This is a genomic window from Plantactinospora sp. WMMC1484 (genome assembly GCF_049315195.1).
GTDB lineage: Bacteria > Actinomycetota > Actinomycetes > Mycobacteriales > Micromonosporaceae > Plantactinospora.
Window position 1 is genome coordinate 7,755,310 of record NZ_CP186055.1, and the last position, 26,700, is coordinate 7,782,009.

At 70.8% G+C, this 26,700-nt stretch carries 29 protein-coding genes and 1 pseudogene; 9 read left to right on the forward strand and 21 right to left on the reverse strand.

The window, feature by feature from the left end; all coding sequences use genetic code 11:
• Positions 1-75: 75 nt before the first annotated feature.
• From ACN28C_RS33150 to ACN28C_RS33165, 4 genes are read left to right on the forward strand one after another with little or no spacing between them, the layout of a single operon-like run.
• Positions 76-1,020: a metal ABC transporter solute-binding protein, Zn/Mn family gene (locus ACN28C_RS33150; protein ID WP_422771412.1), complete on the forward strand. Its 945-nt coding sequence runs from the start codon at positions 76-78 to the stop codon at positions 1,018-1,020.
• A complete protein-coding gene (locus ACN28C_RS33155) occupies positions 1,020-1,856 on the forward strand; it encodes a metal ABC transporter ATP-binding protein (RefSeq protein WP_422771413.1) in 837 nt (278 codons plus the stop codon). Before ACN28C_RS33150 ends, ACN28C_RS33155 begins: the two co-directional genes overlap by 1 nt.
• On the forward strand, positions 1,849-2,748 hold the full coding sequence (locus ACN28C_RS33160; protein ID WP_422771414.1) for a metal ABC transporter permease: 900 nt from the start codon (positions 1,849-1,851) through the stop codon (positions 2,746-2,748). The genes ACN28C_RS33155 and ACN28C_RS33160 overlap by 8 nt, the downstream gene beginning before the upstream one ends.
• A gap of 21 nt (positions 2,749-2,769) precedes the next feature.
• Positions 2,770-3,114: an ArsR/SmtB family transcription factor gene (locus ACN28C_RS33165; RefSeq protein WP_422771415.1), complete on the forward strand. Its 345-nt coding sequence runs from the start codon at positions 2,770-2,772 to the stop codon at positions 3,112-3,114.
• Here the strand turns inward: ACN28C_RS33165 and ACN28C_RS33170 are convergent.
• From ACN28C_RS33170 to ACN28C_RS33200, 7 genes and pseudogenes are all read right to left on the reverse strand, one after another.
• Entirely contained in the window at positions 3,089-3,922 is an 834-nt protein-coding gene (locus tag ACN28C_RS33170; RefSeq protein WP_422771416.1) for a cation diffusion facilitator family transporter, read from the reverse strand. The genes ACN28C_RS33165 and ACN28C_RS33170 overlap by 26 nt on opposite strands.
• Positions 3,922-4,251: an ArsR/SmtB family transcription factor gene (locus tag ACN28C_RS33175; RefSeq protein WP_422771417.1), complete on the reverse strand. Its 330-nt coding sequence runs from the start codon at positions 4,249-4,251 to the stop codon at positions 3,922-3,924. The genes ACN28C_RS33170 and ACN28C_RS33175 overlap by 1 nt, the downstream gene beginning before the upstream one ends.
• A gap of 201 nt (positions 4,252-4,452) precedes the next feature.
• Positions 4,453-5,898, reverse strand: coding sequence for an ATP-binding cassette domain-containing protein (locus ACN28C_RS33180; RefSeq protein ID WP_422771418.1), 1,446 nt, complete (start codon positions 5,896-5,898; stop codon positions 4,453-4,455).
• A pseudogene (locus ACN28C_RS33185) lies at positions 5,895-6,649 on the reverse strand (energy-coupling factor transporter transmembrane component T). The gene ACN28C_RS33180 and the pseudogene ACN28C_RS33185 overlap by 4 nt, the downstream one beginning before the upstream one ends.
• Positions 6,650-6,674: 25 nt before the next feature.
• Positions 6,675-7,343, reverse strand: a complete 669-nt coding sequence (locus ACN28C_RS33190) for an MptD family putative ECF transporter S component (protein WP_422771419.1) — start codon at positions 7,341-7,343, stop codon at positions 6,675-6,677.
• Positions 7,344-7,372: 29 nt separating this feature from the next.
• Positions 7,373-9,103, reverse strand: coding sequence for an ABC transporter ATP-binding protein (locus ACN28C_RS33195; RefSeq protein WP_422771420.1), 1,731 nt, complete (start codon positions 9,101-9,103; stop codon positions 7,373-7,375).
• Positions 9,100-10,887: an ABC transporter ATP-binding protein gene (locus ACN28C_RS33200; RefSeq protein ID WP_422771421.1), complete on the reverse strand. Its 1,788-nt coding sequence runs from the start codon at positions 10,885-10,887 to the stop codon at positions 9,100-9,102. Before ACN28C_RS33200 ends, ACN28C_RS33195 begins: the two co-directional genes overlap by 4 nt.
• A 155-nt stretch (positions 10,888-11,042) precedes the next feature.
• Here ACN28C_RS33200 and ACN28C_RS33205 point away from each other — a divergent pair, with 155 nt between their 5' ends.
• Positions 11,043-11,732, forward strand: coding sequence for a TetR/AcrR family transcriptional regulator (locus tag ACN28C_RS33205; RefSeq protein WP_422771422.1), 690 nt, complete (start codon positions 11,043-11,045; stop codon positions 11,730-11,732).
• 7 nt (positions 11,733-11,739) lie between these two features.
• Here the strand turns inward: ACN28C_RS33205 and rpmG are convergent, their stop codons facing one another.
• Positions 11,740-11,907, reverse strand: a complete 168-nt coding sequence (rpmG, locus tag ACN28C_RS33210) for a 50S ribosomal protein L33 (protein WP_107258087.1) — start codon at positions 11,905-11,907, stop codon at positions 11,740-11,742.
• A complete protein-coding gene (rpmB, locus tag ACN28C_RS33215; protein WP_422771423.1) occupies positions 11,907-12,143 on the reverse strand; it encodes a 50S ribosomal protein L28 in 237 nt (78 codons plus the stop codon). The genes rpmG and rpmB overlap by 1 nt, the downstream gene beginning before the upstream one ends.
• A 174-nt stretch (positions 12,144-12,317) precedes the next feature.
• On the opposite strand from rpmB, the gene ACN28C_RS33220 reads away from it, so the two are divergent.
• Genes ACN28C_RS33220 through ACN28C_RS33230 form a run of 3 tightly spaced genes read left to right on the forward strand, consistent with a single transcriptional unit; the run spans position 12,318 to position 14,751 of the window.
• Positions 12,318-13,622, forward strand: coding sequence for a CobW family GTP-binding protein (locus tag ACN28C_RS33220; protein WP_422774896.1), 1,305 nt, complete (start codon positions 12,318-12,320; stop codon positions 13,620-13,622).
• The gene (locus ACN28C_RS33225) at positions 13,619-13,885 is read left to right on the forward strand and encodes a type B 50S ribosomal protein L31 (RefSeq protein WP_422771424.1); all 267 of its coding nucleotides are present in this window, start codon (positions 13,619-13,621) and stop codon (positions 13,883-13,885) included. Before ACN28C_RS33220 ends, ACN28C_RS33225 begins: the two co-directional genes overlap by 4 nt.
• Complete coding sequence (locus ACN28C_RS33230) at positions 13,882-14,751, forward strand: class I SAM-dependent methyltransferase (RefSeq protein WP_422771425.1); 870 nt, start codon at positions 13,882-13,884, stop codon at positions 14,749-14,751. The genes ACN28C_RS33225 and ACN28C_RS33230 overlap by 4 nt, the downstream gene beginning before the upstream one ends.
• A 50-nt stretch (positions 14,752-14,801) precedes the next feature.
• On the opposite strand, the gene ACN28C_RS33235 is transcribed toward ACN28C_RS33230, so the two are convergent.
• The 9 genes from ACN28C_RS33235 to ACN28C_RS33275 all read right to left on the reverse strand — a co-directional run bounded on the left by ACN28C_RS33235 (position 14,802) and on the right by ACN28C_RS33275 (position 23,152).
• Entirely contained in the window at positions 14,802-15,140 is a 339-nt protein-coding gene (locus tag ACN28C_RS33235; protein WP_422771426.1) for a (2Fe-2S) ferredoxin domain-containing protein, read from the reverse strand.
• Positions 15,137-15,901 carry a class I SAM-dependent methyltransferase gene (locus tag ACN28C_RS33240; RefSeq protein WP_422771427.1) on the reverse strand — a complete coding sequence of 255 codons (765 nt, stop codon included), beginning with the start codon at positions 15,899-15,901 and terminating at the stop codon, positions 15,137-15,139. Before ACN28C_RS33240 ends, ACN28C_RS33235 begins: the two co-directional genes overlap by 4 nt.
• 2 nt (positions 15,902-15,903) lie before the next feature.
• Entirely contained in the window at positions 15,904-17,148 is a 1,245-nt protein-coding gene (locus tag ACN28C_RS33245; RefSeq protein WP_422771428.1) for a GTP-binding protein, read from the reverse strand.
• Complete coding sequence (rpmF, locus tag ACN28C_RS33250; RefSeq protein ID WP_422771429.1) at positions 17,145-17,324, reverse strand: 50S ribosomal protein L32; 180 nt, start codon at positions 17,322-17,324, stop codon at positions 17,145-17,147. The genes ACN28C_RS33245 and rpmF overlap by 4 nt, the downstream gene beginning before the upstream one ends.
• Before the next feature lie 32 nt (positions 17,325-17,356).
• On the reverse strand, positions 17,357-18,631 hold the full coding sequence (locus tag ACN28C_RS33255; protein ID WP_422771430.1) for an MFS transporter: 1,275 nt from the start codon (positions 18,629-18,631) through the stop codon (positions 17,357-17,359).
• A 34-nt stretch (positions 18,632-18,665) separates the two neighbouring features.
• Positions 18,666-19,670: an ABC transporter substrate-binding protein gene (locus ACN28C_RS33260; protein WP_422771431.1), complete on the reverse strand. Its 1,005-nt coding sequence runs from the start codon at positions 19,668-19,670 to the stop codon at positions 18,666-18,668.
• A gap of 29 nt (positions 19,671-19,699) precedes the next feature.
• Positions 19,700-20,479, reverse strand: a complete 780-nt coding sequence (locus ACN28C_RS33265; protein WP_422771432.1) for an ABC transporter ATP-binding protein — start codon at positions 20,477-20,479, stop codon at positions 19,700-19,702.
• 2 nt (positions 20,480-20,481) lie between these two features.
• The gene (locus ACN28C_RS33270; RefSeq protein ID WP_422771433.1) at positions 20,482-21,537 is read right to left on the reverse strand and encodes a FecCD family ABC transporter permease; all 1,056 of its coding nucleotides are present in this window, start codon (positions 21,535-21,537) and stop codon (positions 20,482-20,484) included.
• Positions 21,538-21,925: 388 nt separating this feature from the next.
• Positions 21,926-23,152, reverse strand: coding sequence for a TIGR03769 domain-containing protein (locus ACN28C_RS33275; RefSeq protein WP_422771434.1), 1,227 nt, complete (start codon positions 23,150-23,152; stop codon positions 21,926-21,928).
• Positions 23,153-23,404: 252 nt separating this feature from the next.
• Here ACN28C_RS33275 and ACN28C_RS33280 point away from each other — a divergent pair, with 252 nt between their 5' ends.
• Complete coding sequence (locus ACN28C_RS33280) at positions 23,405-23,854, forward strand: hypothetical protein (RefSeq protein ID WP_422771435.1); 450 nt, start codon at positions 23,405-23,407, stop codon at positions 23,852-23,854.
• A 130-nt stretch (positions 23,855-23,984) separates the two neighbouring features.
• Here the strand turns inward: ACN28C_RS33280 and ACN28C_RS33285 are convergent, their stop codons facing one another.
• The 3 genes from ACN28C_RS33285 to ACN28C_RS33295 form a co-directional block, all read right to left on the reverse strand.
• Positions 23,985-24,971, reverse strand: coding sequence for an ATP-binding protein (locus tag ACN28C_RS33285; protein WP_422771436.1), 987 nt, complete (start codon positions 24,969-24,971; stop codon positions 23,985-23,987).
• Positions 24,972-25,140: 169 nt separating this feature from the next.
• The gene (locus ACN28C_RS33290; RefSeq protein WP_422771437.1) at positions 25,141-26,217 is read right to left on the reverse strand and encodes an LLM class flavin-dependent oxidoreductase; all 1,077 of its coding nucleotides are present in this window, start codon (positions 26,215-26,217) and stop codon (positions 25,141-25,143) included.
• Complete coding sequence (locus tag ACN28C_RS33295) at positions 26,207-26,599, reverse strand: SCO5389 family protein (protein WP_422771438.1); 393 nt, start codon at positions 26,597-26,599, stop codon at positions 26,207-26,209. Before ACN28C_RS33295 ends, ACN28C_RS33290 begins: the two co-directional genes overlap by 11 nt.
• Positions 26,600-26,700: the final 101 nt, after the last annotated feature.

Sequence of the window (26,700 nt, forward strand, 5' to 3'; positions counted from 1 at the left end):
CCTTGTGGTGCCGGCCGGGCCCCACTACCGTCCCAGCGGTAATGAACTCCGTTGTCAACTAATCAGGTTTGGAAGGTGGCGATTCCGGTGCACCGCAAACGCATAGGTCTACTGGGTGCCGCACTGTTGTCGGTGGCGATGTTCGGCGCGGGGTGCGGGTCCTCGTCCGGTGATGACAGCGCGGCGACACCGTCCGCAGGCGCCTCCGCCTCCGACGGCGTCACGGTGGTCGCGTCCACCAACGTCTACGGCGACGTCGTGCGGCAGATCGCCGGCGACAAGGTGACGATCACCTCGATCATCAACGACCCGTCGGCCGACCCGCACTCGTACGAGGCGAACACCCGCACCCAGCTTGAGCTGTCGAAGGCGGACGTGGTCATCGAGAACGGCGGCGGATACGACGACTTCGTCGACACGATGCTCAAGTCGGCCAACGGTGACGCCAAGGTACTCAACGCCGTGGAGATCTCCGGCAAGGCGGCGGCCGGCGGGGAGGAACTCAACGAGCACGTCTGGTACGACCTGCCGTCGATGGGCAAGCTCGCCGATCAGATCGCCAGCGCGCTGTCCACGGCGGCTCCCGGCGACGCCGCGACGTTCACCGCCAACGCGGCGAACTTCAAGCAGAAGCTCCAGGAACTGGGGGCGACGGCGGCGCAGATCAAGTCGACGCACAACGGAGCCGCCGTAGCGATCACCGAGCCCGTCCCGGGCTACCTGCTGGAGGCGTGCGGTCTGGTCAACAAGACGCCGGAGGAGTTCAGCGAGGCGATCGAAGAGGGCACGGACGTCTCGGCCGGCGTGCTGAAGGAAACCCTCGACCTGTTCACCGGCAAGCAGGTCAAGCTGCTGGCCTACAACGAGCAGACGACCGGGCCGGAGACCGAGAAGGTGCTCCAGGCCGCCAAGGACAACCAGATCGGCGTGGTCCCGGTGACCGAGACCCTGCCGGCGGGCAAGGACTACCTGGCATGGATGAGCGGGAACCTCGCCGCGATCAAGACCGCGCTGGGCTGATGCCGGACGGCCACCAGGAGGTGGTGCCGGCGCTGGAGTTCGAGGACGCCGGGCTGAGCTTCGGCCCGCGGAACCTCTGGTCGGGGCTTTCGCTGCGGGTCGAGCCCGGCGAGTTCGTCGCCGTGCTCGGCGCCAACGGGTCGGGCAAGACCAGCCTGGTCCGCACGGTCCTCGGGCTCCAGCGCCTCAGCTCGGGCCGGTTGCGGGTCTCCGGCCGGCCCGCTCGGCGGGGAGCGGCCGACATCGGCTACGTACCGCAGCAGCGGCGTATCGATCCCCTGACGCCGATGCGCGCCCGCGACGTGGTCGGCCAGGGTCTCGACGGACACCGTTGGGGCCTGGGCCGGCCTGCGGGGCGCGCCGCACGGATCGCCGCAGCACTGGAGGCAGTCGACGCGTCCGCGTACGCGCAGATGCCGGTCGGCCTGCTCTCCGGCGGCGAGCAGCAGCGGGTACGCGTGGCGCAGGCACTGGTCGCCGATCCACGACTGCTGCTCTGCGACGAGCCGCTGCTCTCGCTCGACCTGCGTAGCCAGCGCACCATCACCGCGCTGGTCGACCGGCGGCGCCGGCAAGAGGGCACCGCCGTGGTGTTCGTGACCCACGAGATCAATCCGGTACTGCCCTACGTGGACCGCGTCCTCTATCTCGCCGACGGCAGGTTCCGGGTCGGCCCGGTCGAGGAGGTCTTCACCTCGGCGACGCTCTCCGGCCTCTACGGGGTGCCGGTCGAGGTCGTCCGGACCAACGGGCGGATCCTGGTGGCCGGCATCCCGCAGGCCGACGAGTCGCAGCACCACGACAGCGCTGCCACGGCGGGAGTTCCGCATGTCTGACCCGGGAATCTGGGGCCGGATCTTCAACTTCGACGACTACGGCCAACTGCTCGGCCTGGTACAAAACTCGATCATCGCCGGTGCGGTACTGGGTCTGGTGGGCGGGTTGATCGGCACGTTCGTGATGATGCGCGATCTGCCGTTCGCCGTACACGGGATCAGCGAGCTGTCGTTCGCCGGCGCGTCCGGCGCACTGCTGATCGGCACCAACGTCGTGCTGGGCTCCCTGACCGGCTCCATCCTGGCCGCGCTGGTCATCGGCCTGCTGGGCAGCCGTGCCCGGGACCGCAACTCCATCATCGGCGTCCTCATGCCGTTCGGACTGGGCCTCGGTGTGCTGTTCCTGGCCCTCTACAAAGGACGCTCAGCGAACAAGTTCGGTTTGCTGACCGGCCAGATCGTCGCCGTCGACACGCCACAGCTGTCCTGGCTGCTGATCACCTCGGCGGTGGTGCTGGCCGGGCTCGTGGTGATCTGGCGACCGCTCGCCTTCGCCAGCACCGATCCCGAGCTGGCCGCCGGGCGCGGCGTGCCGGTGGCGGCGCTGTCGTCGGTGTTCATGGTGCTGCTCGGCCTCACCGTCGCGATGTCGGTGCAGATCGTCGGCGCGCTGCTGGTGCTCAGTGTCGTCTGCACCCCCGCGGCCGCCGCGATGCGGATCACCGCGTCCCCGCCGCTGGTCGCCCTGCTGAGCGTCGTGTTCGCGGTCGGCTCCGTCGTCGGTGGCATCCTGCTCGCCCTCGGCAGTGCGATCCCGATCAGCCCGTACGTCACCACCATTTCCTTCCTCATCTACATCTGTTGCCGGATCGTCGGGGCGCGCCGCCAGCGCAAGGGCTGGGCTTCCGTGCGGGGCACCCGCACCACTCCGCTGCCCGCGACCGCGCACTGAGCACACCGGAGGACGGGCGGCATGGCAGAGCGGAACGCCACCTCGACGGACGACCCGATCGAGACCATCGCCGCTGTCCTCCAGGCGCTCGCCTCACCACTTCGGCTACGGATCGTCCTGGACATCCTGGACCGGCCGGCCAGCGCCGCCGAGCTCGCCGACCGGCTGGACGTCACCTATCCGACGCTGGCACAGCACCTGCGCCATCTTCGGATAGCCGGCCTGGTGCATCGACACAGGGCCAGAAACAACGTCCGGTACACGGCGTCGCCGTCGGCAGCCGCGCTGGTCCGCGCCATCCTCGCCGAGGTCCCGAAAGCCGTGCCCGCTGCGGCACCGGTCACCCGCGCTCGACCACGCCACTGATGGCGTCGCCCGGTGCCCGGTCCACCGCCGAATCGCGGCGGCGGCTGTCGGCATCGGCCAGGGTACGTCGGAAGGTGATGTTGGTTTCTCCGGAGCAGCAGGAGCAGCCCGGTTCGCATCCGCATTCGTCGTCCGTGCCGTCCCGGGTGGTGGCGGCCGTGGGAACGGGCACCGCACAGCAGGCGTCCCCGCGCCAGGCTTCGCGGCCCTCCTTGACCGCGACACCGGCGATGAACAGCGCGGCGATCGGGTCTGCCCAGGACCAGCCGAACAGGCTGTTGAGGGCCAGGCCGACCAGCAGCACGGCGGACAGGTAGGTGCAGAGCAGGGTTTGCTTGGAATCGGCCACTGCGGAGCGGGAGCCGAGTTCGCGGCCGGCGCGGCGCTGTGCGGTGGAGAGCACGGGCATGATGGCCACGGAGAGTCCGGCCAGCACGAGGCCGACGGTGGAGTGTTCGGCTTCGGCGCCACCGAACAGCGACCGCACCGCCTCGACGCTCACATAGGCGGCGAGGGCGAAGAAGGAGACCGCGATGACCCGCAGCGCGACCTTCTCCCGGGCCTCCGGGTCGCGGCCGGCGAACTGCCAGGCCACCGCAGCGGCGCTGGCCACCTCGATGAAGGAGTCGAGGCCGAACCCGATCAGCGCGGTCGACGAGGCGACGGTGCCGGCGGTGATCGCCACGATTCCTTCGATGACGTTGTAGGTGATGGTCGCGGCGACCAGCAGCCGCACCCGGCGGGCGAGCAGTGCGCGCCGGGCCGCGCTCGGCCCGGCCGGCTGGAGCTGGATCGATGGCAGGCTCATCAGCAGCAGCCCTCTTCCGCCGCAGCGGCACAGGCCACGGGGTCCACCGCGAGGACCAGGCCGAGCAGGTCGCCGAGGGCGTGTGCGAGGCGCGCGTCGGCCAGCTCGTAGCGGGTACGCCGGCCTTCCGGCACCGCCACCACCAGCCCGCAGCCGCGCAGGCAGGACAGGTGGTTGGACAGGTTCTGTCGGCTGGTGCCGACCAGGTCGGCCAGCTCCGCCGGGTAACCCGGACCGTCACGCAGTGCGAGCAGGAGCCGGGCACGCAGCGGGTCGGACAGGGCATGGCCGAATCGCGCGAGGACCTGCCCGTGGGTCAACGTCTCCATGGTCCGGACAGTACACGAGCTGATGTATTCAGCGGAAGGTGTACCCCCGGAAGGTGAGCGCTGGCGCACGTGGCGCAAGAGCGAGAGTCCGCCTGCGCCGCACGCCGGAGGCGAGCGCGAGCCGGTTCGGGGCGTGGATGACCGGGCCCGCCGCGTTGCGCCGACAGTCCGCCCCGGACCGGCACCACGCGGTCGAGTCGATCAGTGAGATCCGCTCGGCTTCCGGACCGGGACCAGGGTGAGCTGCCGATCGGCCGCCAGCGCGACCAGGTCGTCGTCATGACTGATCAGGAGCACGACGGCGCCATCCGTGGCGAGCTGCCTGATCTGGGCGCGGATCGACCCGAGGTGGCGGCGATCGACGCCCGAACTCGGCTCGTCGAAGACCACGACGCGCCGGTTCGCCACCCGGACGGCCGCGACGACCAGGCGCTGCTGCTGACCGCCGGACAACGACAGCGGGTGCCGCTCGGCGAGGTGGGCGAGGTCGAGCGCGGCGAGTACGGCGGCGGTGTCGGGCGCGGCCGGCGCGTTGGTACCGGCGAGCCGGATCTCCGCCTCGACACTGTCGGTGAAGAGTTGCCGTTGCACGTCCTGCATGACGATTGCGCTCGCGCGCTGTCGGGCCCGGCGGCTCAGGACACGGCCGTCGAGGCGTACGACGCCGCGGGATCGGAGCAGCCCGGTGACGATCCGGGCCAGAGTGCTCTTGCCGGCTCCGTTGATGCCACGGATCGCGGTCACCTCGCCGGCCCGGAAGGCGACCCGTTCGAGGTCGAGGATCGTACGTCCGCCGAGCCGGCACCGGACGCCGTCGAGTTCCAGCACTCCCGGGCGTACCTGCGCGGGCGGGACCGGCCGGGCCGCGCTGGCGCCCGAGGCCGCGAGTTCGGGCAGCTCGGCGCGGAGCACCTCACCCCGAAGCCCTTCGCGGGCGAGGTCTTCGTCGGGCACGGCCCGGAACTGTGCCGCCGTCCACTCGGCGTGGATCCTCCCCGCACGCATCACGACGACCCGGTCGGCGAGGTCTCGCAGGTAGTGCAGGCGGTGCTCCGCGACGACGATGGTGACGCCGTCGCGCTTGAGCTGCGCGAGCGTGCCGGCCAGCCGCTCGACCGCGCCGGTCGAGAGGTTCGAGCTGGGCTCGTCGAGCAGGAGGACGGCGGGGCCGTGTGCGGCGGAGGCGGCGATCGCGACCTGTTGCTGCTGGCCGCCGGAGAGGTGCTGGAGCCGTTGCTCGACGGGCACGCCCGTGGCGAGGTCGTCGAGGGTCCGGCCGACCCGCGTGTGGATGTCGGCGGGAGCGTACCCGAAGTTCTCCATCGCGAAGGCCACCTCGTCGCGGGCGGTGTCGGTGAAGAACTGCCGGCGCGGGTGTTGGCGCACGGTGCCGGTACGCAGGCCGATCTCGTCGATCTTCGCGGTGGCGGTGGCCAGACCGTCGACGTGCACCGTTCCGGTCAGCGTGCCGTTCTCGTGGAAGTGCGGGATGAGCCCGTTCATGAGGCGCAGCGCGGTGGATTTGCCCGAGCCGCTCGCCCCGCACAGGACGAGAAGTTCTCCGGCGGTGACGTGCAGATCCAGGCCCCGAAGGCTCGGGCCCTCGGCGTGCGGATAGGTCCAGGCGACCTGGTTAAGCCGGATCATGTCAACACGGTGGGCAGCACAGGAGGGCTGCGGCGGCGAGTAGGCCGACGACGCCGAGCAGCACCGCGTCGGCCCGGCCGAAGCGGGGTGGGTGCAGCGCGGTCGGGGTCCGGTGGGAGCCGAGTCCGCGCAGGATCGCGGAGGCGGCGAGGTCGTCACCGGCGCGCAGACTCGAGGCGATCATCGGTACGGCGAAGCGCTCCGTGCTGAGGATGGGATGCCGCAGGAGCCCGCCGGCTCCGGCGAGACCGCGCAGCCGCATGGCGTCGCGGACGGCGGTGGCCTCACCCGCGACGACCGGGAAGAACCGCAGCATCACCGCCAGGGTCACGGCGATCGGTCGCGGCACCCGCCAGGCGCGGAGGGCCGCGCCGAGGTCCGTCGGCGAGGTGGTGGCGACCACGTGCATCCCCACGCCGATAGCCACCACGAACCGGAGAAGATACGTGCAGGCCAGCGACAGGATCGCGGTGAACCGGTTGGCCCAGAACAGCGGCAGCAACCAGCCGAGCAGCCACATCGACGCGGCCACGACGGGGAGGGTGATCACTCGCCGCCAGGCGCCCTCGCACACCGCGAGCCCCAGGGCGAGGAGCAGGGCCGGCGGCACGAAGCGCAGCCCGCCGGGGCTCGTCACGGCCGTGCTGACCAGCACGACCAGCAGGATCTTGCTGCGCGGGTCGAGCCCACGCGGCCGGATCGGCGTCACCGGCACCCGCTGTGCACGGTCGGGTGCCGTCCGGGTGAGCATTGGGGCCGAGTCGGTCCGCGGCGGATCAGGCCAGGCCGGCACGGGTGAAGTGCTTCTTGAGCAGGTAGACGCCGAGGAGTCCACCGAGCAGTCCGCAGACGAGCGTCGAGACGTTGTAGGCCCAGAGCACGGTGGTCGAGACGGTCCGGTCGAACGAGGCGACGTACTCCGGACCCATCGCCCGCATGCCGGGCGAGTCCAGGTATTCGGCGCGGTTGGTCAGCAGCGGCAGCATCGGCCCGATGTACCAGAGGGAGAACACCGCGTAGGCGACGATCGCGGCCGCGCGGGAGCGGTATCGGCCGGCCCAGAGAACGACCTCGGCGAGCAGCGCCACGGCGATGGTGACGAGCGTACTGATCCAGGGGTGGCCGCCGAGGAGATAAAGGACGCCGATCGCGGCGCCGAACAGGGTGACCATTCCGGCGTGCCGCACCCGGGTGAGGAAGAGCATGTAGGGGATGCCGGCGACGACGATGCTCAGCGGCAAGGTGAGCAGCATGACGAGCGGATTGATGATGCCGAGCAGTGCGATGGCATAGACCGTCACGAAGTAGATAACCGCGAAGATCGCGACGTTGAGCAGGTCGCGGGCGGTCAACGCCAGCGAGAACCGTGGGCGCTCGCTGGACGCCCCGGTGGCTCCGCCCGGCGCCGGGACCGGGGCCGGAACGGTCTCGTCAGTTGTACTCATCGTGGTGCTCCTGGTGTCGTGCTGGTGGGTCAGTGTCGGGTGAGTTGCCAACCGGTGGCGTCGACGCGCTCCCGCCAGTAGCGGGCGTACGGCCCTGCGGCGGCGAGGAGTTCGGTGTGGGTACCGGCCTCCTCGATGCCGCCGTGCTCGTCGAGCATGATGATCTGGTCGGCAGTCATGATCGTCTGGAGTCGGTGCGCGACGACGATGACGGTACGGTCGGCGCGGACGGCGTCGAGGGCGTCGCTGATGGCGATCTCGTTGCCGATGTCCAGTGCGGCGGTCGCCTCGTCGAGCAGGATGATCGGCGCGTCCTTGAGCAGCGCCCGCGCGATGGAGACCCGCTGCCGTTCGCCGCCGGAGAGGTTGGAGCCGCCTTCGCCGACGCGGGCGTCCCAGCCGCCCGGCAGTCGTGCGGCGATCTCGTCGACCCGGGCTCGGGTGGCCGCGGCGATGACGTCCTCCCGGCCGAGGTCGGGGTTGCCGATCCAGACGTTGTTCAGGATGGTGTCGTCGAAGAGGTACACGTCCTGGAAGACCGGGGCGACCGCGGCCTCGACGACGGCCGTGCCGAGTTCGGGCAGGGGAGCCCCGCCGATGGAGATGGTCCCGGCTTCCGGGTCGTAGAACCGGGCGATGAGCCGGACGATGGTCGTCTTGCCCGATCCGGACGGCCCGACGATCGCCGTCATCCGGCCCGGTGGTGCCGTGAACGACAGGTGCCGCAGGACGGGAGCGCCGCCGTAGCCGAACGTGACGTCGTCGAAGGCGATGCTCCAGTCCCGCGGGGTCGCCGGCTCGTCCGGTTCCGGCAGGGGGCTGAGCGCGTAGAGGTCGTCGAGGTGGTTGAGCGTGGTCTTGGCGACGGCGACGCCGCCGCCGAGCGCTCCGGAGTTGGCGATCGGTTCGGTGAACCGCACGCCGAGCACCAGCAGCGCGATGAGCGTCGCCGGCTCGAGCGAACCGCCGACCGCGAGGTAGGCGCCGAGCACGATGACGACGGTCAGGGCGAGTTGCACGACGGCGGCGAAGGCGGCGATGCCGGCCCCGCCGGTGATGAGCAGACCCCGGTACGCGCGGTGCTGCTGTTGCAACGCGTCCGCCACCAGGCGGTCGGCGATGGAGTTGTCACCGGCGGTCCGCAGCGCGGGCTGGACCCGGGCGAACTCGATCACCCGGTTGGACGCCTCGGCGACCGCCGCCGAGTGCGTGGCATCGTCACGCTCCATCCCGGTACGCAGCCACCGGAACGCGAACCAGAGCACGGGGACCGTCGCGGTCATCGCCAGCGCGAGGCGCCAGTCGAGGAAGAACATGCCGATCAGCACCGTGGCCGGCGTGACGAACCCGGTGATGATGAGCCGCACGATCGAGTACGGGGTCGTGGCGACGAACATCGCGCCGTGCGTGGCGATGCCGGCCATCAGGCCGGAGCGGTCGACGCCGAACCACGCGATCGGCAGCTCCACGAGCCGGTCGCCGAGCCGCCGCAGCAGCGAGTCGAGCACGGCCGTGCTCGCCTTCATGCCGATCTGGCTGGCGAACCAGAACGCCACCGCGTATGCGGCGCCGACCGTGGCGAGGGCGATCAGCCAGGAGCGGACCGTCGCCATGTCGTCCAGGAACAGTGCCCGCAGCAGCGGCACGAGCATCAGGAACGCGACACCCTGGAGCACCGCGGTCGCCACGATGCAGGCCAGTTCGACGACGAGCAGGCGCCGGGCCCGTGCGGAGGAGTAGTGCAGCAGGCGGCGAATCATCCGGGCACCCCTTCTGGCCGGGAACGCGCATGGTTGGCCTGGTAGTCGGCCCAGATCCGGGCGAAACGTCCGCCGGCCGCGACGAGTTCGGCGTGGCTGCCGCGCTCGACGACGCGTCCGCCGTCGAGGACGAGGATCTGGTCGACGCCAACGATCGTGTGCAGCCGGTGGGCGATCACCAGCACGGTGCGGTCCGTGGCGAGGGCGCTGAGCGCGGCCTGGATCGCGGCCTCGGAGTCCGGGTCGGCGAAGGCGGTCGCCTCGTCGAGTACCAGGATCGGCGGGTCGGCCAGCAGGGCGCGGGCGATCGTCACCCGCTGCGCCTCGCCGCCGGAGAGGTTCGCGTCCACGCCGACGACGGCGTCGTAGCCGTGCCGGAAGCGCAGGATCCGGTCGTGGATCTGTGCCGCCCGCGCCGCCCGCTCGACCTCTTCGTCGGAGGCGTCCGGCCGGGTCAGGCGGATGTTGTCGCGCAGGCTCGCGCGCAGCAGTTGTACGTCCTGGAAGACGAACCCGACCGTCCGGTACAGCTCGGTGGCGGAGACCTCACGCACGTCCGCGTCGCCGATCGACACCCGCCCCTGCGACACGTCGTAGAAGCGGGGCACGAGCTTGGCCAGGGTCGACTTGCCCGAGCCGGACGCGCCCACCAGCGCGGTGACGGTGCCGGGCCGGCACGCTGCGGCGATGTCGTGCAGGACGCGGTGCGTCCCGTCGTAGCTGAACGAGACGTCCTCGACCCCGACGTGGCGACCGGAGGGGGTGCGCGGTGGGTCGGCCCAGGGCGTCGGCGCAAGGGCGAAGAAATCGGCCAGGGACTGCCGTGCCTTCGTCGCGTTGCGGAGAAACTGTCCCGAGGAGCCGAGCTTCAGGATGGGGCCGGTCAGGCCCAGCCCGAGCAGCAGGCCCGGCAGGACGTCGATCGGCTCCGCGGCACCGGCGGTGACGAGCCACGCGCCGACCGCGACGAGGTAGCCGAGCACGACCACGGGCGAGGTGACGATCTCGATGACGCTGAACCAGACGGCGCTGTCCCGGGTCCACCGCCCGATGAAGTGGACGTAGTCCCTGGTCTCGTCACGATACCGGCGGTGGCTGCGGCCGAGCTGCCCGAACCGCTTGACCACGGCGATGCCGTGCACGAACTCCACCGTCGCCCCGGACAGCCGCTCCACCGCCGACTCGTACTGCCGGTACTTCTCGACACCGCCGCGCATCATCAGGACGTACAGCACCACGGCGACTACGAGTGGCAGCAGCGCGGCGAGCGCCAGCTGCCACTGCACGGTGAACAGGTAGCCGATGCCGATCACCGGTACGGCGATCGCCGTGACGACGTCCTGGATCGCGTGGGCGACGAGCTGGTGCAACGCGGTCACGTCGTTCTCGACCAGCTTCCGCACCGTGCCCGACGTGCGGGCACCGAACCATCCCAGCGGCAGGCGCTGGAGATGACGGACGATCCGCTGCCGCAGACTGAGCTGCAACTCCGCGTCGGCCAGGTGGCCGACCATGCCCGAGGCGAACGCGGCGCCGGAGCCCACGAAGAGCGCGACCACCGCGACGATCACGATCGTCCAGATCCGGCGCTGGTCCACGGCACCACCGTCGAGTGCGGGTAGCAGTGTCCGGGCGAGTTCGACGACCGCGATGAACGGCACGACGCCGGCGACCGCGCCGAGCAGACCCAGGCCGACGATTCCGGCCAGGCTGCCCCGCACCGCTGCGAAGAAGTCCTCGCCGGATGCGGTCGCATCTGTGGTCGTGGGGGCGACCTGGCTCATGGCATCCCGTTCCTCTTCCGCCTGCCGGCGAATGCGGCATTGGTTATCACGGTCAGAACAGTGTTCTAATCAGGTAAGGGGCACCTTACCCAGATCGCCCGGTGGTCCGTCAACCACACTTACGGCCTGATTCGCAGGGAGAGGAGAAGACCATCATGTCCGACGCGCCAAGCGCGCCGTTTCACGTAGGTCTGACCCGGAAGCGCATCGTCGACGTCGCGCTCGAACTCACCCACGGGTCCCACCTGGCCGGCTGGTCGATCCGGGACCTCGCCCGCCGGCTCGACGTCGCCCCCTCCGTCATCTACCACCACGTCGGCGGCAAGGACCTCATCGCCCGGCACGTCGCGGAACGCGTACTCGACGGTCTCGCCGCACCGCCGGCCGACCTCGACTGGCAGGACTGGTTCCGCGCCCTGCTCGACGACTGCTACCAACCCGTCTCCGCCCACCCCGGGGTGGCGAAGTGGGTACTCATGCACGGTCCGACGTTCCCGTCGGTGCTGCCCATCGTCGACACCGGGGTCCAGGTGCTGCTCCGGGCCGGGTTCGGTGACCAGGCCGGCTTCGCCTACGCCGCACTGCTGAACAACGCCATGCTCACCATCTCGATCGGAGACGATCGCCTCCTGCACGAGGACGACGGCCCCCGGGACCACGCGACCATGATGGACGACTTCCGCCGCGCCACCGACGGAAGTCCCGGGGTCAGCGCACTCGCCGAAGCGTTCATCACTCCGTTCGCGCAGGGTGGCCAGACCGCCGCCCGCCAGCGCAGGACCTACTACACCTTCGTCGTCCAGACCACGATCGCGGGCCTGGCCACCCTGCTGGGCGAGCCCTGAGCCGGCGTCAGCGCTCCTCGCGGAAGTCGACGTGCCGGCGGACGATCGGGTCGTACTTGCGCAGCACCAGCCGGTCGGGATCGTTGCGGCGGTTCTTGCGGGTCACGTACGTGTAGCCGGTGCCGGCGGTGCTGCGCAGCTTGACCACCGGTCGGATGTCGGTCTGCCGGGCCATCAGACCTTCACCCCCCGGGCGCGCAGCTCGGCCACGACCTTCTCGATGCCCTTGCGGTCGACGGTGCGCAGCGCCTTGGCGGTGAGGGTGAGGGTGATCCAGCGCTTCTCCGAGGGCAGCCAGTAGCGGTGCCGCTGCAGGTTCGGGTTCCACCGGCGGCGGGTGCGCCGGTGGGAGTGGGACACGGCGTTGCCGAAGCTGGGCTCGGCGCCGGTGATCTCACATCGTCGGGACATGGCATCTCCTCTGCGACAACACGACTTCGCCGCGACTGCACGACTTCGCCGCGACCTGACGGCATTACCGGGACCTCACGGCTCCGCCGCGACGTGACGGCGGCGACCCTGGCCCCGGATCGCCGCCAGCCACCATACTATAATGGCAATCGTTTTCGTTTACCCGTGAGGATCGTGATGTCGACGTCACCACTCGCACCACCCGGCACCAGCACCCCGACAGCCGGCAGCCGCCCGTCCCTGACCGTGCTCAGCGGCTTCTGGCCGTCCGCGACGTACGCGGTCGCCCGGACACTGCTCACTGCGGACCCGTCACTGCTGCTGGTCCGGCACGACCTGACGGCCGTACGCGACGGCGTGGTACGCCGGACGGTCCGCGACGGCACCGGCGTGACAGAGGACGAGCGGATCACACTGGCGCACGGCTGCGTCTCCTGCACCCTCCGCGAGGACGTGCTGCCCACCCTGGCCCGCCTGGTCCACACCCACCCCGGCCGGGACCTGGTGCTGATGCTGCCCGAGGTGGTCGAACCGGAGGCGGTCGCCGCCGCCTGCGCGCACTGCCTGGTCGACGGCGCCCCGATCACCAACCTGCTCCGCATCGACTCCTACGTCACCGTGACCGACGCCGAACACCTACTCGACGGACTCGCCAGCACCGACGACCTCAAGACCCTCGACATCCACGCCGCCGACAACGACGACCGAGGACTCGCCGACGTCATCGTCCGCCAACTCGAATACGCCGACACCGTCGTCCTGTGGGGCCGCTCCGAGGAGGGCGCGTACGACACCGACCGCCTCGCCATCCTGCTGGCCCGGATGGTGCCGTGGGCGACACAGGTACGCGTCGACGGCGACCTCGTCGACGCGTACACCCTGGACCGGCAACTGCGCCGGACCGGCCGGCACCACCCGGAAACCCCGGGCGTGCTGACCCGCGGCCTGCAGGGTCATCTTCTCGGCGTGCACGAGCCGCACCCGGACTGCGGCGTGGTGTCGGTGGTCTACCGGGCCCGCCGCCCGTTGCACCCGGAGCGGCTGCACGACGCGCTCGAGGACCTCGGGGCCGAGGCGATCCGCTCCCGTGGCCACCTCTGGCTGGCCAGCCAGCCCGACACCGCCGTCGCCTGGGACTTCGCGGGCGGCGGGCTCGGCCTCGGCAGCCTCGGGCACTGGCTGACCGCCCTGCCCGAGGAGCACTGGGAGCACCAGCCGGTCCACCGGCAGCTCGCCGCCGCCCTCGACTGGGACCCCTACTACGGCGACCGCCACCAGCACCTGGTCTTCATCGGCCTGGACCTCGACCCGGCCGACCTGCACCGCACCCTCAACCGCTGCCTGCTCACCGACGCCGAACTCGCCGACGGTGAGGAAACCTGGCGCGGCTACCCCGACCCGTTCGCCGGCTGTTTCCCCCTGCCCGACCTGGACCCGGCCAGTCAGAACCCGACCGACACCGAAGGAGACCCTGCATGAAACCCGGCATCCACCCCGAGTACCGGCCCGTCGTCTACCGCGACCGCGCCGCCGACTTCGCCTTCCTCACCCGCTCCACCGCCACCAGCAACCAGACGGTCGAGTGGACCGACGGCAACACCTACCCCGTCATCGACGTGCAGATCTCCTCCGCCAGCCACCCGTTCTGGACCGGACGGCAGCGTCTCGTCGACACCGAGGGCCGGGTGGAGAAGTTCCGCGCCAAGTACGCCCGGCACGGCGGCGGCAAGAAGTCAGGATGACGAGTCCGGTACGCATCGACTGGGCCGGACGTACGCCGCACCTCGTCGTCGCGGCCGAAGACGATCGCGCGTGGTACCAGAGTGTCGCCCGCGAGTTGGTCGCCCCCGGCGACCGGCTCGCGGTCGACGTCGGTTGCGGCGGCGCCGGCATGGCGCTCGCCGTGGCCCGACAGATGACCTGTGGCCGGGTCCTCGCCGTCGATGCCGAGACCACGGTGGTCGAGGCGGCGCGGGAGCGGGTCGAGGCCGAGTGGAGCGATCCACGGATCCGCATCGAGGTCCTGCCCGCCGACCTCTCGCACGGCGCCGAAGCCCTGCGGGGGGCCGTGGGCGGGCAGGCCGATCTCGTCTGGGCCTCGGCGGTCGTGCACCATCTCGGCGACCAGCAACGCGCCGTCGACACCCTCGCCGCGCTCCTCGCGCCCGGCGGCCGGCTCGCCCTCGCCGAGGGCGGGCTGGCCGCCCGCCACCTACCCTGGGACGTCGGCGTGGGCGAGCCCGGCCTGGAGTCGCGGTTGCAGTTGGCGCAGGAGCGGTGGTTCGCCCGGATGCGCGCCGCGCTGCCCGGCAGCCGACCGATGCCCTACGGCTGGGGTGAGGCACTACGCCGCGCCGGTCTGGACCCGGTGCGGACCGCCACCGCCCTCGTCGAGGCTCCCCCGCCCCTGCCGCCGGACCGGCTGCGCGCCGTCGTGGCGGGCCTCGCCGACCGGGTCGACCGGCTACGGGATGCGAATCTGCTCACCGCCGACGACCTGCTCAGCTGGGATCGGCTCCTCGATCCCAGCGACAACGCCTGGCTGGGCCGTCGGACCGACCTGGGATCACTCGAGGCGCGGAGCGTGCACGTCGGCCGTCGCCGCTGACCGCTGATCGCCGCAGCCTGCGTTCCGTCCCACGACCGTAGGCCGCGCGGTCAGTCCGGCCGCCCGTCAGCCTGCCGGACCAGGTCGACGACCTCGGCCACCTGCTCCGGCCGCTCGACCGGACCGACGAGCAGCCCACGCCTGTCCCCGCCGTTCGGGCCCGCGTTGCGCAGCAGGAGGACCAGCGGCGCGCGGTGACAGGCGCCCAGGCACTGCCCGCGGACGAGGACGGCACCTCTGCTGCCCCGGACCACCTCGCGGAGCACGTCGAACAGGTCGCCGCCGACACCGAGCGGCCCCACCTCCGTGCGAGCGCGCAACGCCCGGCACCGGTGCCCGTCGCAGAGCACCACCATCACGTCCACGGAGCCCGACGCAGGGTTTGTCATAGCGTCTCCCCGGTGGCCCGAAAAGCCACCAGCGCCTGGTCGCCGTTCCGCCAGAGCGTTCCGGCGTGCTCGAAACCCGCCTGCGACGCGGTCTCCCGGTGCCAACGGCCCGGCGCCACGAACTCCGCGTCGGGAAGCCCGGCCAGTACGGCAGCGCGGCGCCGGAGCAGCGGCGCCATCGAGGCGACCCCGGCGAGCCGGTCCCACCAGTCCCGCCACGGCTCCTCCGCACCGCCATGCCCAATTTGCCCGGTCCCACCCCGGCCGTCGGAAGTCGTGGGTACCGGCGGGCCGTCCGGGATGGTGTCCGCCACCAGGAGTAGTCCGTGCGGGCGCAACACACGGCGCGTCTCGACGTACCAGCGCCGCAGCCGCTGCTCCGGCAGGTAGTGCGTGGTCATGATGGCCCAGATCAGGTCGTACGGCCCGCTGACCCGTGCGACCCAGGCCGGTGAGCTGAGGTCGGCCTGGACGCTATCCGTCCGCTCCGGCAGCGCGGTCTCGGCCAGGGCCAGCAGTACCGGGTCGATGTCGAGCACGGTCACCCGGGCCTGCGGCCAGCGTCCGGAGAACAGTTCGGCGATGGTGCCGGGGCCGCCGCCGAGGTCGAGTATCCGCTCCGGCTGCCGGCCGAGCATCGTCGTCACGGCGTGCAGCCCGGCCGCGACGAGGCTCGCGCGGCCGGGCTGGTAATGGCCCATCATGGCTTCCCAGTCCCGCCGCCAGCGGGCGACGTCGGCCGGGGCGAGGTCGACGGGCATGGTCAGCGGGGGCCGGTTACGCCGACCGGCTCCGGGTGCCCGTGATGGTCGAGGTCGGTCAGGTCCCAGGCCGGGAAGGGGTCGGGCAGCGCCCGCCAGGCATCCTCGCCCGCCGCGACCTCCGCCTCGGTGAGCAGGCAGCCGTCCAACGCCGTACGCAGCCCGTCGGCGTCCAGCCCGACGCCGATCAGGACGAGTTCCTGTTGCCGGTCGCCGAAGACCGGATGCCAGCGGGCCTCCAGGTCGGCCCGTTCCGCAGGGTCGTCCGGCCATTCGCCGGAGACCACCACCGGCACGCCGGCCGGGTCGAAGCGCCCGGACGGGCCGGCCTGGGACCAGAGTGCCTGCACGTCCGGGCGGCTGGCCAGCCACAGGAAGCCCTTGGAGCGCAGCACACCGAAGCGGTCGAGCCCGTCGCCGAGCAGGTCCCACAGCCGCTGCGGGTGCAACGGACGGTGGTCCCGGAAGACGATGCTGGAGATGCCGTACTCCTCGGTCTCCGGGACGTGCCCGCCGTTGAGTTCGGCCACCCAGCCGGGTGCGGTCTCCGCCAGCTCCAGGTCGAAGCGGTTGGTGTGCAGGATCTCCGCCGGGGGCACCTGTCCGTGCACGGCGCGGACCTGCCGGGCCGCCGGGTTGAGCCGGGTCAACAACGCCTCCACCACCGCGAGGTCGTCCGCCGTGACCAGGTCGGTCTTGTTCACCACCAGGACGTCGGCGAACTCGATCTGGTCGACCAGCAGGTCGGAGACGCTGCGGTCGTCGCCCTCGTAGGCGGCCAGCCCGCGCTGCTCGAGGGTCTCCCCCGCCTCGATCCGGTCGAGCAGGCCGGCGGCGTCGACGACGGTGACGGTGGTGTCCAGCCGGGCGATGTCGTCGAGCACCTGCCCGTCCTCGACCCCGAAGGCGAAGGTCGCCGCGACCGGCATCGGCTCGGAGATCCCGCTGGACTCGATGAGCAGATAGTCGAAGCGCCCCTGCCGGGCCAGCCGGGCCACCTCGTCGAGCAGGTCGTCGCGGAGGGTGCAGCAGATGCACCCGTTGGTCAGTTCGACGAGCCGCTCCTCGGTCCGCGACAGCGCACCGCCGTCGCGGACCAGCGCGGCGTCGATGTTGACCTCGCTCATGTCGTTGACGATGACGGCGACCCGCAGTCCCTCCCGGTTGGCCAGCACATGGTTGAGCAGGCTGGTCTTGCCGGCACCGAGGAAACCGGAGAGCACGGTCACCGGCAGCCGGGCGGTCACGGCTGCTCCACCACCTGACGTCCCCGGTACAGCCCGCAGTGCACGCAGGCGTGGTGCGGCAGCACCATCTCCTTGCGCGGGCAGGGGCACGGGGTCAACGGCGGCAGGCTCGCCTTCCACCGCGCCCGTCGGTGCCGGGTGTTCGACCGGGACATCTTCCGCTTTGGTACGGCCACCAGCGATCCTCTCTTCTCACGAGAGGCCCAGGCTATCCGATCTGGTTTTCGTTGTCATTACGGGTCGGCTGGCGATCGGGTTGAGAGTTGGCGAAACGCCGGGCGCTGGGGAGGGTCGCGGCGAGTGCGGGGGCGAGGAAGCAGACGAGAGCGGTGGTGCCGAGTACGGCGGTCGCGCCGAAGGTGTCGATCGCGGGGGCGATGAGGGCGAGCCCGAGCGGGGCGAGTCCGTAGGAGGTGAGGAAGTCCAGCGAGGAGACCCGGGCTAGTTTGCGGGGTTCCACTTCGCGTTGGGTGGCGGTGAACCACGGCACGTTGAACAGTTCGATCCCGATGCCGGCGAGCACGTACGCGGCGATCACGAGGAGGGGGTGCACGGGCAGCATGAGGCTGAGTGGGGCGAAGCCGTAGCAGGCCAGGCCGGCGAGCGCGGCCCAGCCCTGATTCTGCGGTCGCCACCGCGCGATCAGCAACGCACCTGCGAGCGCGCCGACGGTGTACGCGGTGGCCGCCCCGGCCAGAACGGCCTCGGTGCCGTACCGGTCCCGGCTGATCAACGGTAGGGCTACGCCGGTGGCGGAGTAGCCGGTGGCGATGACGGCGGTCAGCGCGCCCAGGCCGGCGAGAAACCAGGGGTGTCGGCGGGCTTCGCGCACTCCGTCGGCGAACTCGGCGAGGAAGGTGCCGTGGCTCTGTCCGGTGGCTGGTGCCGGTGCCCCCGCTGGCGGTAGCAGGGCGGTGGCCAGCCAGAGGAGGGCGATCCCGAGTAGCAGGGTGTTGGTGTCGAGGACGGTGGCCAGCAGCGCGGTAAGTGCGGGTGCGACAAGTGTGGTGACCCGGACGGAGAGGGTCATGGCGGCGTTGGCCTGCTGGCGCTGTTCTTCGTCGACGACTTCGGCGGTCAGTGCCTGGAACGCCGGCCGGCATGCGCCCTGTCCGGCTCCGGCGACCGCCGCCGCGACGGCTGTCAACGGCATCGACCAGCCCGTTCCTGCCGCGATCACCGGCGTCGCGGCAGCGGCGGCCAGTCCGGAGAACAGCACCACCCTGCGGCGGGAGTAGCGGTCGGCGATCACCCCGCCGACGGCGACCGCGGCGAGAAATCCGACTGTGCGGGCGGCCAGCAGCAGCCCGAGCCCGGCCGGGGAGAGTTCACGGTCGAGTACCGCGAGGCCGAGCACGAACGGCAGGGCCCAGGTCGCCAACCCGGAGGCGGTGGTGCCCGACCACAGCCGGAGAAACGCCGGATCCCGCAGGATGGACGGCTGACTGACGGCGTTCTGGGGAAGGCGGGGCGCTGCGGCCACGGGCGGCTCCTCCTGCGGTACCGGCTGTCGGCAGTCAGCGCTGGAGGTTTCGGAGGTATCCAGCGAACTTCTCCAGACCGTCGACGTTGCGGGGTCCGCTGATTCCCTCGTTGTAGTCGAGGACGAAGAACCGGTTGTCGAGCACGGCGGGCAGGTTCCTGGTGGTGGGGGAGGTCTTCAGGAAGTCGATCTTTTCCTGGGCTGGCTTGTCGCCGTAGTCGAGGATGACGATGATCTCCGGTTGGCCCTGGACGACGGCTTCCCAGCTCACCTGGGTCCAGCGTGCGTCGAGCTGCTCGAAGATGTTCCGGGCGCCGGCGAACGAGATGATGTCGGTCGGCGGTACCTGACGGCCGGCGGTGAAGGGCTGGTCGGTGCCCGAGTCGTACAGGAACACCGGCATCCGGTCCGTACCGGCCGCCTGCGCCCGCACCGCCTCGACGCGCTGCCGCAGTCCTTGGACGACCTCGGTTGCCCGTGCCTCGACCCCGAAGATCCGGCCGAGGCGTTCGAGGTCGGTGTAGAGGCCGTCGAACGGGGTCGTCCGCTGCGGGAAGCCCGGATAGTTGAAGCACGACTCGGTGTGCATGAAGCTCTGAATGCCGAGGCCGTCGAGGATCTCCGGGGTGATCCCCCGCTTGTCGCTGAATCCGGAATTCCAGCCCGCGACGACGAAGTCTGCCTTGGCGTCCACGACCAGCTCCCGGTTGAGCAGGTCGTCGCTGAGGAATTCCACCTGCGCGTACTCCTGTGCCCACGGCGACTCGGTGACCGGCGGATTGGCCGGCGGCATCACGTACCCGTGCACATGGTCGGTGAGGCCGAGCGCGAACATCTTGTCGGCACTGCCGCCCTCGTAGACGACGGCCCGCCGAGGGGTGGTGTATTGGACCTCCTCGCCGCAGCGCTGCACGACCACCTTCTCTTCGGGAGCGGCGGACTCGTCGACGGTGGCTCCGCAGCCGGACAGGAGCGCGACGACGACAAGGCTGGCTGCGGTGCCGCGGATGGTCGCGGTGCGGCGGTGAGGGATGGACATCAATACGCTCACTTTTCGATCGAATTTGGCTACGTGGTGTGGGGTGGAGCGAGGGAGTACAGCAGTTGCGGGTCGCCGGTCAGGGGATGGGTGACGACGGTGGCGGCCACTCCGAAGACGTCCCGCACGAGGTCGGCGGTGACGACCTCCGCGGGTGTGCCGGCGGCGACGAGCCGCCCGCCGGAGAGCACGCCGATCCGGTCACATGTCGCGGCGGCGAGGTTCAGGTCGTGCAGAACCACCAGGACGGTCAGCGAGGTGCCCTTGAGCAGGGAGAGCAGCTCGATCTGGTGTCGGATGTCCAGATGGTTGGTCGGTTCGTCGAGGACCAGGATCTCGGGTTCCTGCACCAGCGCCCGGGCGACGAGCACCCGTTGACGCTCGCCTCCGGAGAGGCTGAGGACGCCCCGGTCGGCGAGATGGGCGACATCGAGCCGCTCCATGGCGTGGTCGCACAGCTCCCGTTCCCGGCCGCTGAGCGGCCGGTTGCCGCGCAGGTGCGGTGCGCGGCCCAGTGCGACGACCTCCGCGACGGTGAAGTCGAGTTCACTACCACCGTCCTGGGTCAGCGCGGCGATCGATCGGGCGCTCCTCCGCCGCGGCACGGTGGCGAGGTCGTCGCCACCGACGCACACCACGCCCCGGCTCGGCCGTAACGCCCGGTAGACACAGCGCAGCGCGGTGGACTTGCCGGACCCGTTCGGTCCGACCAACCCCACCGTCTGCCCCCGGTCGACGGTCAAGGACAGGTCGCGGACGAGCAGATGACCGTCGACCGCGACCGTGACGGCGTCCAGTCGCAGATCCATCGTCACCGGCCGCCGAACAGGTAACCCCGCCGGCGCATCAGCGCGATGAACGCCGGAACCCCGACCAGTGCCGTGATCACGCCCAGCGGAAGCTCCCGGGGAGCGACGACGGTTCGCGCGAGCAGATCGACCCAGATCATGAACAGCGCCCCGGCCAGCGGCGTCACGACCAGGACCCGGGCATGCGGTGCGCCCACCAGGATGCGGACCAGGTGCGGCAGCACCAGACCCACGAAGGCGATCGCCCCGCTGACCGCGACCATCGCGCCGGTGACCAGCGAGGTGACGACGAACAGGCCGGTACGGGCCCGGGTGCTGTCGACGCCGAGACTGGCGGCCGTCTCGTCCCCGAAGGTCATCACGTCGAGCATTCGGCTCCGGTGGTGCAGCAGGAGTGTTCCGGCGAGCACCGCGACGGCGACCGGCGGCAGTACGCCCCAGCTCGCCGCACCGAAGCCGCCCATCGACCAGAACAACAACGTGCTCGTCGCCTCGCTGTCCGGCGAGAAGTAGACGATCATCGCCATGACCGACTGAAAGCCGAACGACATCACCACACCGGTCAACACCAGCCGCAGCGGCGTGAGCCCGGCACGGCTGTAGGAGGCGAGGAACACCAGCGCGGTGGCGACGAGCGCACCGACGAAGGCACCCGCGGAGACCGCGTACACACCGGCGAACGCGAGCCCGCCGGAAACGGTGACACCGACCGCCCCGACCGACGCGCCCGAGGAGACACCGAGCACGAACGGATCGGCGAGCGCGTTGCGCACCAACGACTGCACCGCGACTCCGACCACGCCCAGGCCCGCACCGACCAGCGCCGCGAGTAGCACCCGAGGCGTACGGATCTGCCAGACGATCTGGTAGCGGGTCACGTCGTCGCCGCTGATGGTGCCAGCGGTCAGGCCCGCCCAGAGATACCGGATCGTGTCCGCGGGCGGCACGACCGCCGCGCCGATACCGATCACCACCGGCACGGAAACGAGCAGCGCGCTCAGCAGCAGACTGACGAGCAGTACCAGACTCCGCTTCGCCGGCCCGGACGTACGTCGCATCCCACGGTGTGGCGCGGCGCGGGCATCCACCGGGTCAGGGCTGTCCACCCTGTCCCGAAGTGGCTGCGTCGACACAACGAAGTCCTCCAGTTACATGAAAGTGATTCTCGCTTTCGTTCGGAGGCTAGCACGACCGATCCGACCGCCAGCGGGCGCCCGACCAGCTCGATCGCACCGTCGAGCCGGCCGGCTCCGCCGTAACCTAGGCGGCGTGCGAATCGATCGACCAGTGCGACCGCCTCGCCAGACACCTCGTGATGGTCGGCGGCGCCACCGGTGAGAATCCACGACACCATCGGGCATCCGGTGGGCGTCAGTGGACGCCGCACCAGACACCCAGATGTTTCACGACGGTCAGCGAGCGCGCCGTGCCGGTTGGACGTCGCAGTTAATCCCGTACCGGTGGTCGGGATGACGTACGGGTTGGACCCCTGGACGTTGGTGGCCGCCTGCCACCTGTTCTGTCCCAACGGAGCAGCCGGCGATCGGTACATTCAGCGGGTGGTCTCGCCAGCGGCCAGGGCGCGGTGGTCTCGGCCGTGTCGCCGAAATAGTACTGGTCGTTCAGGCCGCTCAGCGAGATCTGTTCACCGGTCGACGACCCGATACCCTCCACATCGAGGATGATCTCGTCCTTCATGATCGCGCCCAGCGGGGCCACGCTTCCCGCCGGAAGCAGCGCCACCTGGATCCGCGCGCCGTTGAGTCCCTGGCTCGCCCCGAGCGTGACCGAGCTGGGCGACTGCCCGAGAGCGTGCAGCAGGTTGTGGCTGTCCGGTCGGTTCGCCGTCCAGATCCGCCACATGAACGTCTGTCCGGGCTCGGGAGTGACACCGACGACTCGCAGCTCGATCCGGTCGCCCGGCTGGTACGTCTCCTGGTTCGCCCGGATACCGAAGACGTAGCCGCCTTCTTCTTCAGGGACACGCAGGGCGAGGGGCGGTGACTCGGAAGCTCGGTGGTGGTTCACGACCGCAGGCACGTAGCGGGCGACGATCTGGCGCTCTCCCAACGCGAGATCCGACACTTCGAGCGACGCGGTTCCGTTAGCCACCGGCGTGTGCCCAAGGCTTTTCACCCCGTCACCCGAGACGTCGGAGAACTCCACCCAGCCGGGCGCCGTCTTCGGCGTCACCGAGGTGTCGAGGACGACCGGGTTGCCGACGACGATGGCGGACGCACTGGACCGCAGGGATACCGATGTCGCCTCGGCGGTGGGAAGGGTGTCGCTCACGTCGAACGTGTAGGTGGCCTGGTCGGTGTGGCGGACCCCGTTGATCGATACCGACGCCTTCACGGCCAGCCGGTACCTGCCGGGGGCGGTGAACGCCCAGTTGGCGTGGGTGTGGATACGTCCGAGCGTGAACGACGTGAAGTCCTCGTCCCGGGATGACCACATGCGGATCATCGGCACCCCGAATTGTCGACCGATTCGGCAGCGGCGCAGCCGAGGGGCGACTCTGCCGCGGACCGGGAGCGGCGCTCCGAGCGCCACTTCCTCCGCGAGCGTGCGTCTGCGTCGGGTGGCAGAGGCATCAGGGGGCATGGGTGAGCCTTCCACTTCACGAAGCGACGGCTCTGGGCCGTCGTGATGCCGAGATGCGCCGCTCGACATGTTTATTGGAAAGGACAACCGATATCAAATAGTCGAGCGCCCCGTTGTCCAGCCGAGATTGCCAAGATTTGTGCGGGTGCGTGCCAGCCTCATTTCACAACGGCCCACGACGACCTCTACCAAAAGCCCGAAAGACACCGCTTAGTCGGTGTTAGCGTGATGCCACTGCAACCGCTCGATGGCAGAACGCCCCAGAGCGAGACACCGGCGGGAGGCGCAACGAGCGACGGCCGACAAGACGGGGGGTAAGCCATGACGGCGTCCACCAGGCACGCGACGCACAGCCCGCATCCGCACATCCACGGGCCGGACTGCGGGCACACCGCGACCGAACATGCCGGCCACGTCGACTTCCTGCACGACGGACACCGGCACCACGCCCACGACGGGCACTACGACGAGTGCGACCAGGCCGACCACGCCCGGTCGGAACGGCACGACCACGAACACGGCGAGCACTGCGGCCACGTCGGGGTGCCACACGACGGGCACGTGGACTATCTGCACGACGGGCACGTGCACCGCCGCCACGACGACCACTACGACGAGTGCGTCTCCGGTACGCACGTCATGGCGGAAGAGCACGACCACGTGCACGGCGGCGGCTGTGGCCACTCGCCGGTGCTGCACGGCGACCATCTCGACTACGTGCACGACGGGCACCGGCACGCCGCCCACGAGGGCCACTACGACGAGCACTGACGGCCGCACAGGCCCGCGGTCACCGCCCCGCCCGGGCGAGCCGGCAGCCTCTCGGTCCCGGCCGGACGGCGGGTCGTCCGATCGGGCGGCCGGCGCTCGTTGCCGCCCGCCGCCCGATCGTCGCCGAAGCTCAGGCCTGTTGGAGCAGCGGAGGACGGAGTGCCTCGGGTCCGAGGACGAAGTCCGGATCGACCTGTGCTGCAAGGTCCTCGCCGGTGCGGTCGTTGGCCCAGGCGGTGGCGTTGCGGAGGTGGAAGTGCACCGCCTGCCGGGTGTACGTGGCCCAGTCCTGCTCCGCCGCGTCCACGGCGCCGCGCATCGTCTCCAGCGCCGCCTGGTTCGCCGGTTCGAGCGTGTCGATCGGGCGCGGCGTGCCCCGCTCGGCCTCCTTGACGTAGCCGGAGCGGCCGAGCCAGGTGAGCAGGTCGTCGCCGACGTGCTCCCGCAGGAACTCGACGTCGGAGGCGTCCTCGACCTTGTTGCCGACCACGTGCACCCGGACACCGTAGTCGGCGGCGTAGCCGACGTACTGCCGGTAGACGCCGACGCTGCGCTGGGTCGGCTCACAGACCAGGAAGGTGGCGTCGAACCGGGTGAACAGGCCGGAGGCGAACGAGTCGGCACCGGCGGTCATGTCCACCACCGCGTACTCGCCGGGGCCGTCGACCAGGTGGTTGAGGATCAGTTCCACCGCACCGACCTTGGAGTGGTAGCAGGCCACCCCGAGATCCTCGGTCGTGAACGGGCCGGTCACCGCGAGCCGGACGCCGCCGACCTCGCGTACCAGGGTGTCGTAGAGCGGGTTGGTCTCGGCGACGCGCAGCAACCGGGAGCCGCGACCGGGCGGGGTGGTCTTGACCATCGCCGCGGCCGAGGAGATCCGCGGGTTCGTGCCGCGCAGGTACTCCTTGATCTCGGTCAGGTGGTCACCCAGCGCGGGCAGCGTGATCGCCTCGTCCTCGCCGGCACCGAGCGCCACCGCCAGGTGCTGGTTGATGTCCGCGTCGATCGCCAGCAGCGGGGTACCGGCCGGCGCGTGCGCCGCGAGGTGGCGGGCGAACAGGGCGGCGAGCGTCGTCTTTCCGCTACCACCCTTACCGACAAAAGCGATCTTCACGGCCGATCCTCCGAGAATGGGTACGTTTACTGCGGTTCCGGCCACACCTTAGCGGACTTGGTAGTCGTTTCCACAAAGCCGCCACGACGTGGGACGAATACCCTCCGAAAGTGGTACTCCCTCGGACCGCCCGGAACAGCCACGGCGGGGCTCCGACCGGACCGGATCCTCAGCCGGGCACGGTCAGGTGCGGCAGGACCTCGGTGCCGAGTCGCCGGATGGTCTCCAGCGTCCGGTCGGGGTGCCCGGCGGCCTCGACGGCGAGCATCAGCCGCCGGGCGCCGGTGACCGCGAGGGTGCCGGTCAGCCGCGACACACAGCGGTCGGGCGGACCGACCGGATGGATCGCGAGCAGGTGCTCGAGGTAGGCGTCCAGGTCGCGGTGCGCGGGTGGACTGCCGTCGATGCGGACGTACTCGCGGGTGCGGGCGAGCCAGCCGGGCAGCGTGTCGCGCACCTCCTTCTCGGCCTCGGCGACGGTGTCGGCGACGTACGCCAGGTGCGCGCTGACGTGCTCGGCCGCCGTTGTGTCCGGGCCGGCGCCGGGCGCCTCGCGCCGCGTGCCGGCGGCCGTGGCGGTCCGCGCGTAACGGTCGAGGGTGGCGGCCTTGGCGTCGTCGTCGACGTGCATGCCGAGCAGCAGCGGAAGCCCTCGGCTGGCGGCGAGTTCCACGGTCGGTGCCGAGGTGGCGGCCAACCACACCGGCAGCGGCCGGGCCGGCCGGGGCACCACGGCGACCGGCCGGAACCGGTGCACCGGACCGTTCCCGGCGACGGTCGGCCGTCCGGAGAGTGCGTCGAGGAGCAGGTCCAGCGACTCCGGGAAGCCGGTGGTGTGGCGGTCCAGGCCGGTGCCGAAGACCTCCAGGTCGACCCAGGGTCCGCCGCGCGCCACGCCGAGGTCGAACCGGCCGCCGGAGACGGCGTCGAGCAGCGCCGCCTCCTCGGCGAGCGCGACCGGATGGCGGTTGGGCAGGATCGCCGCCGCGGTGCCGACCCGGAGCCGGCTGGTGCGGCCGAGCAGGAAGCCGGCGAGCGTCGTGGCCGAGGGGCAGACGCCGTACGAGATGAAGTGGTGCTCGGCGAGCCAGACGCCGTCGAACCCGGCGGTCTCGGCGGCGACGGCGTAGTCCACGGCGTGCCCGAGGGTGGCGGTGTGGTCGGCGCCGGGAAACGTCCCGGCGAGCAGGAACAGGTCGACGCGCGGCCGGGCCGGCCGCGCGTCGACCGGCGAGTCAGCAGTCACGCAGCTCGGGTGACTGGTTGAGCAGTTGTCCCCGCGTCGAGATGAAGGCACGGTAGCGGTCACCGTCCACGGCGGACGGTGTGAACGCGGCGACCCGGTGGCAGTTCTGGAAGGCCAGCTTCACCCCGAAGTGGCGCTCCAGCGCCGCACGGATCGCGTCGCTGGCCAGTGCCCGCAGCAGTTGGCCCCGTTCGGCCTCGCTCGGCGGGGGCACCGCGTGGTCGGCGAATTCCCCGCCGTCGCGGTCGAGGTCGCCGGCGACCTCGCTGACGACTGCCCAGGCGTAGGGCAGCGAGTCGCGTACGCAGGCGACGAACTCGGCGTCGTCGACCGGGCCGGCCTCGGCCCGCTCCAGCAGTGCGGTGGGTACGTCGAGGGACATGCGGACTCCTCAATGGTCGGAAGCATCACCGTCGGTGTCGGTGAATGTACTAACCGCGATTCCTACCTTGCCTGATCACCATCCGCCCGTCCAGCCCCCAC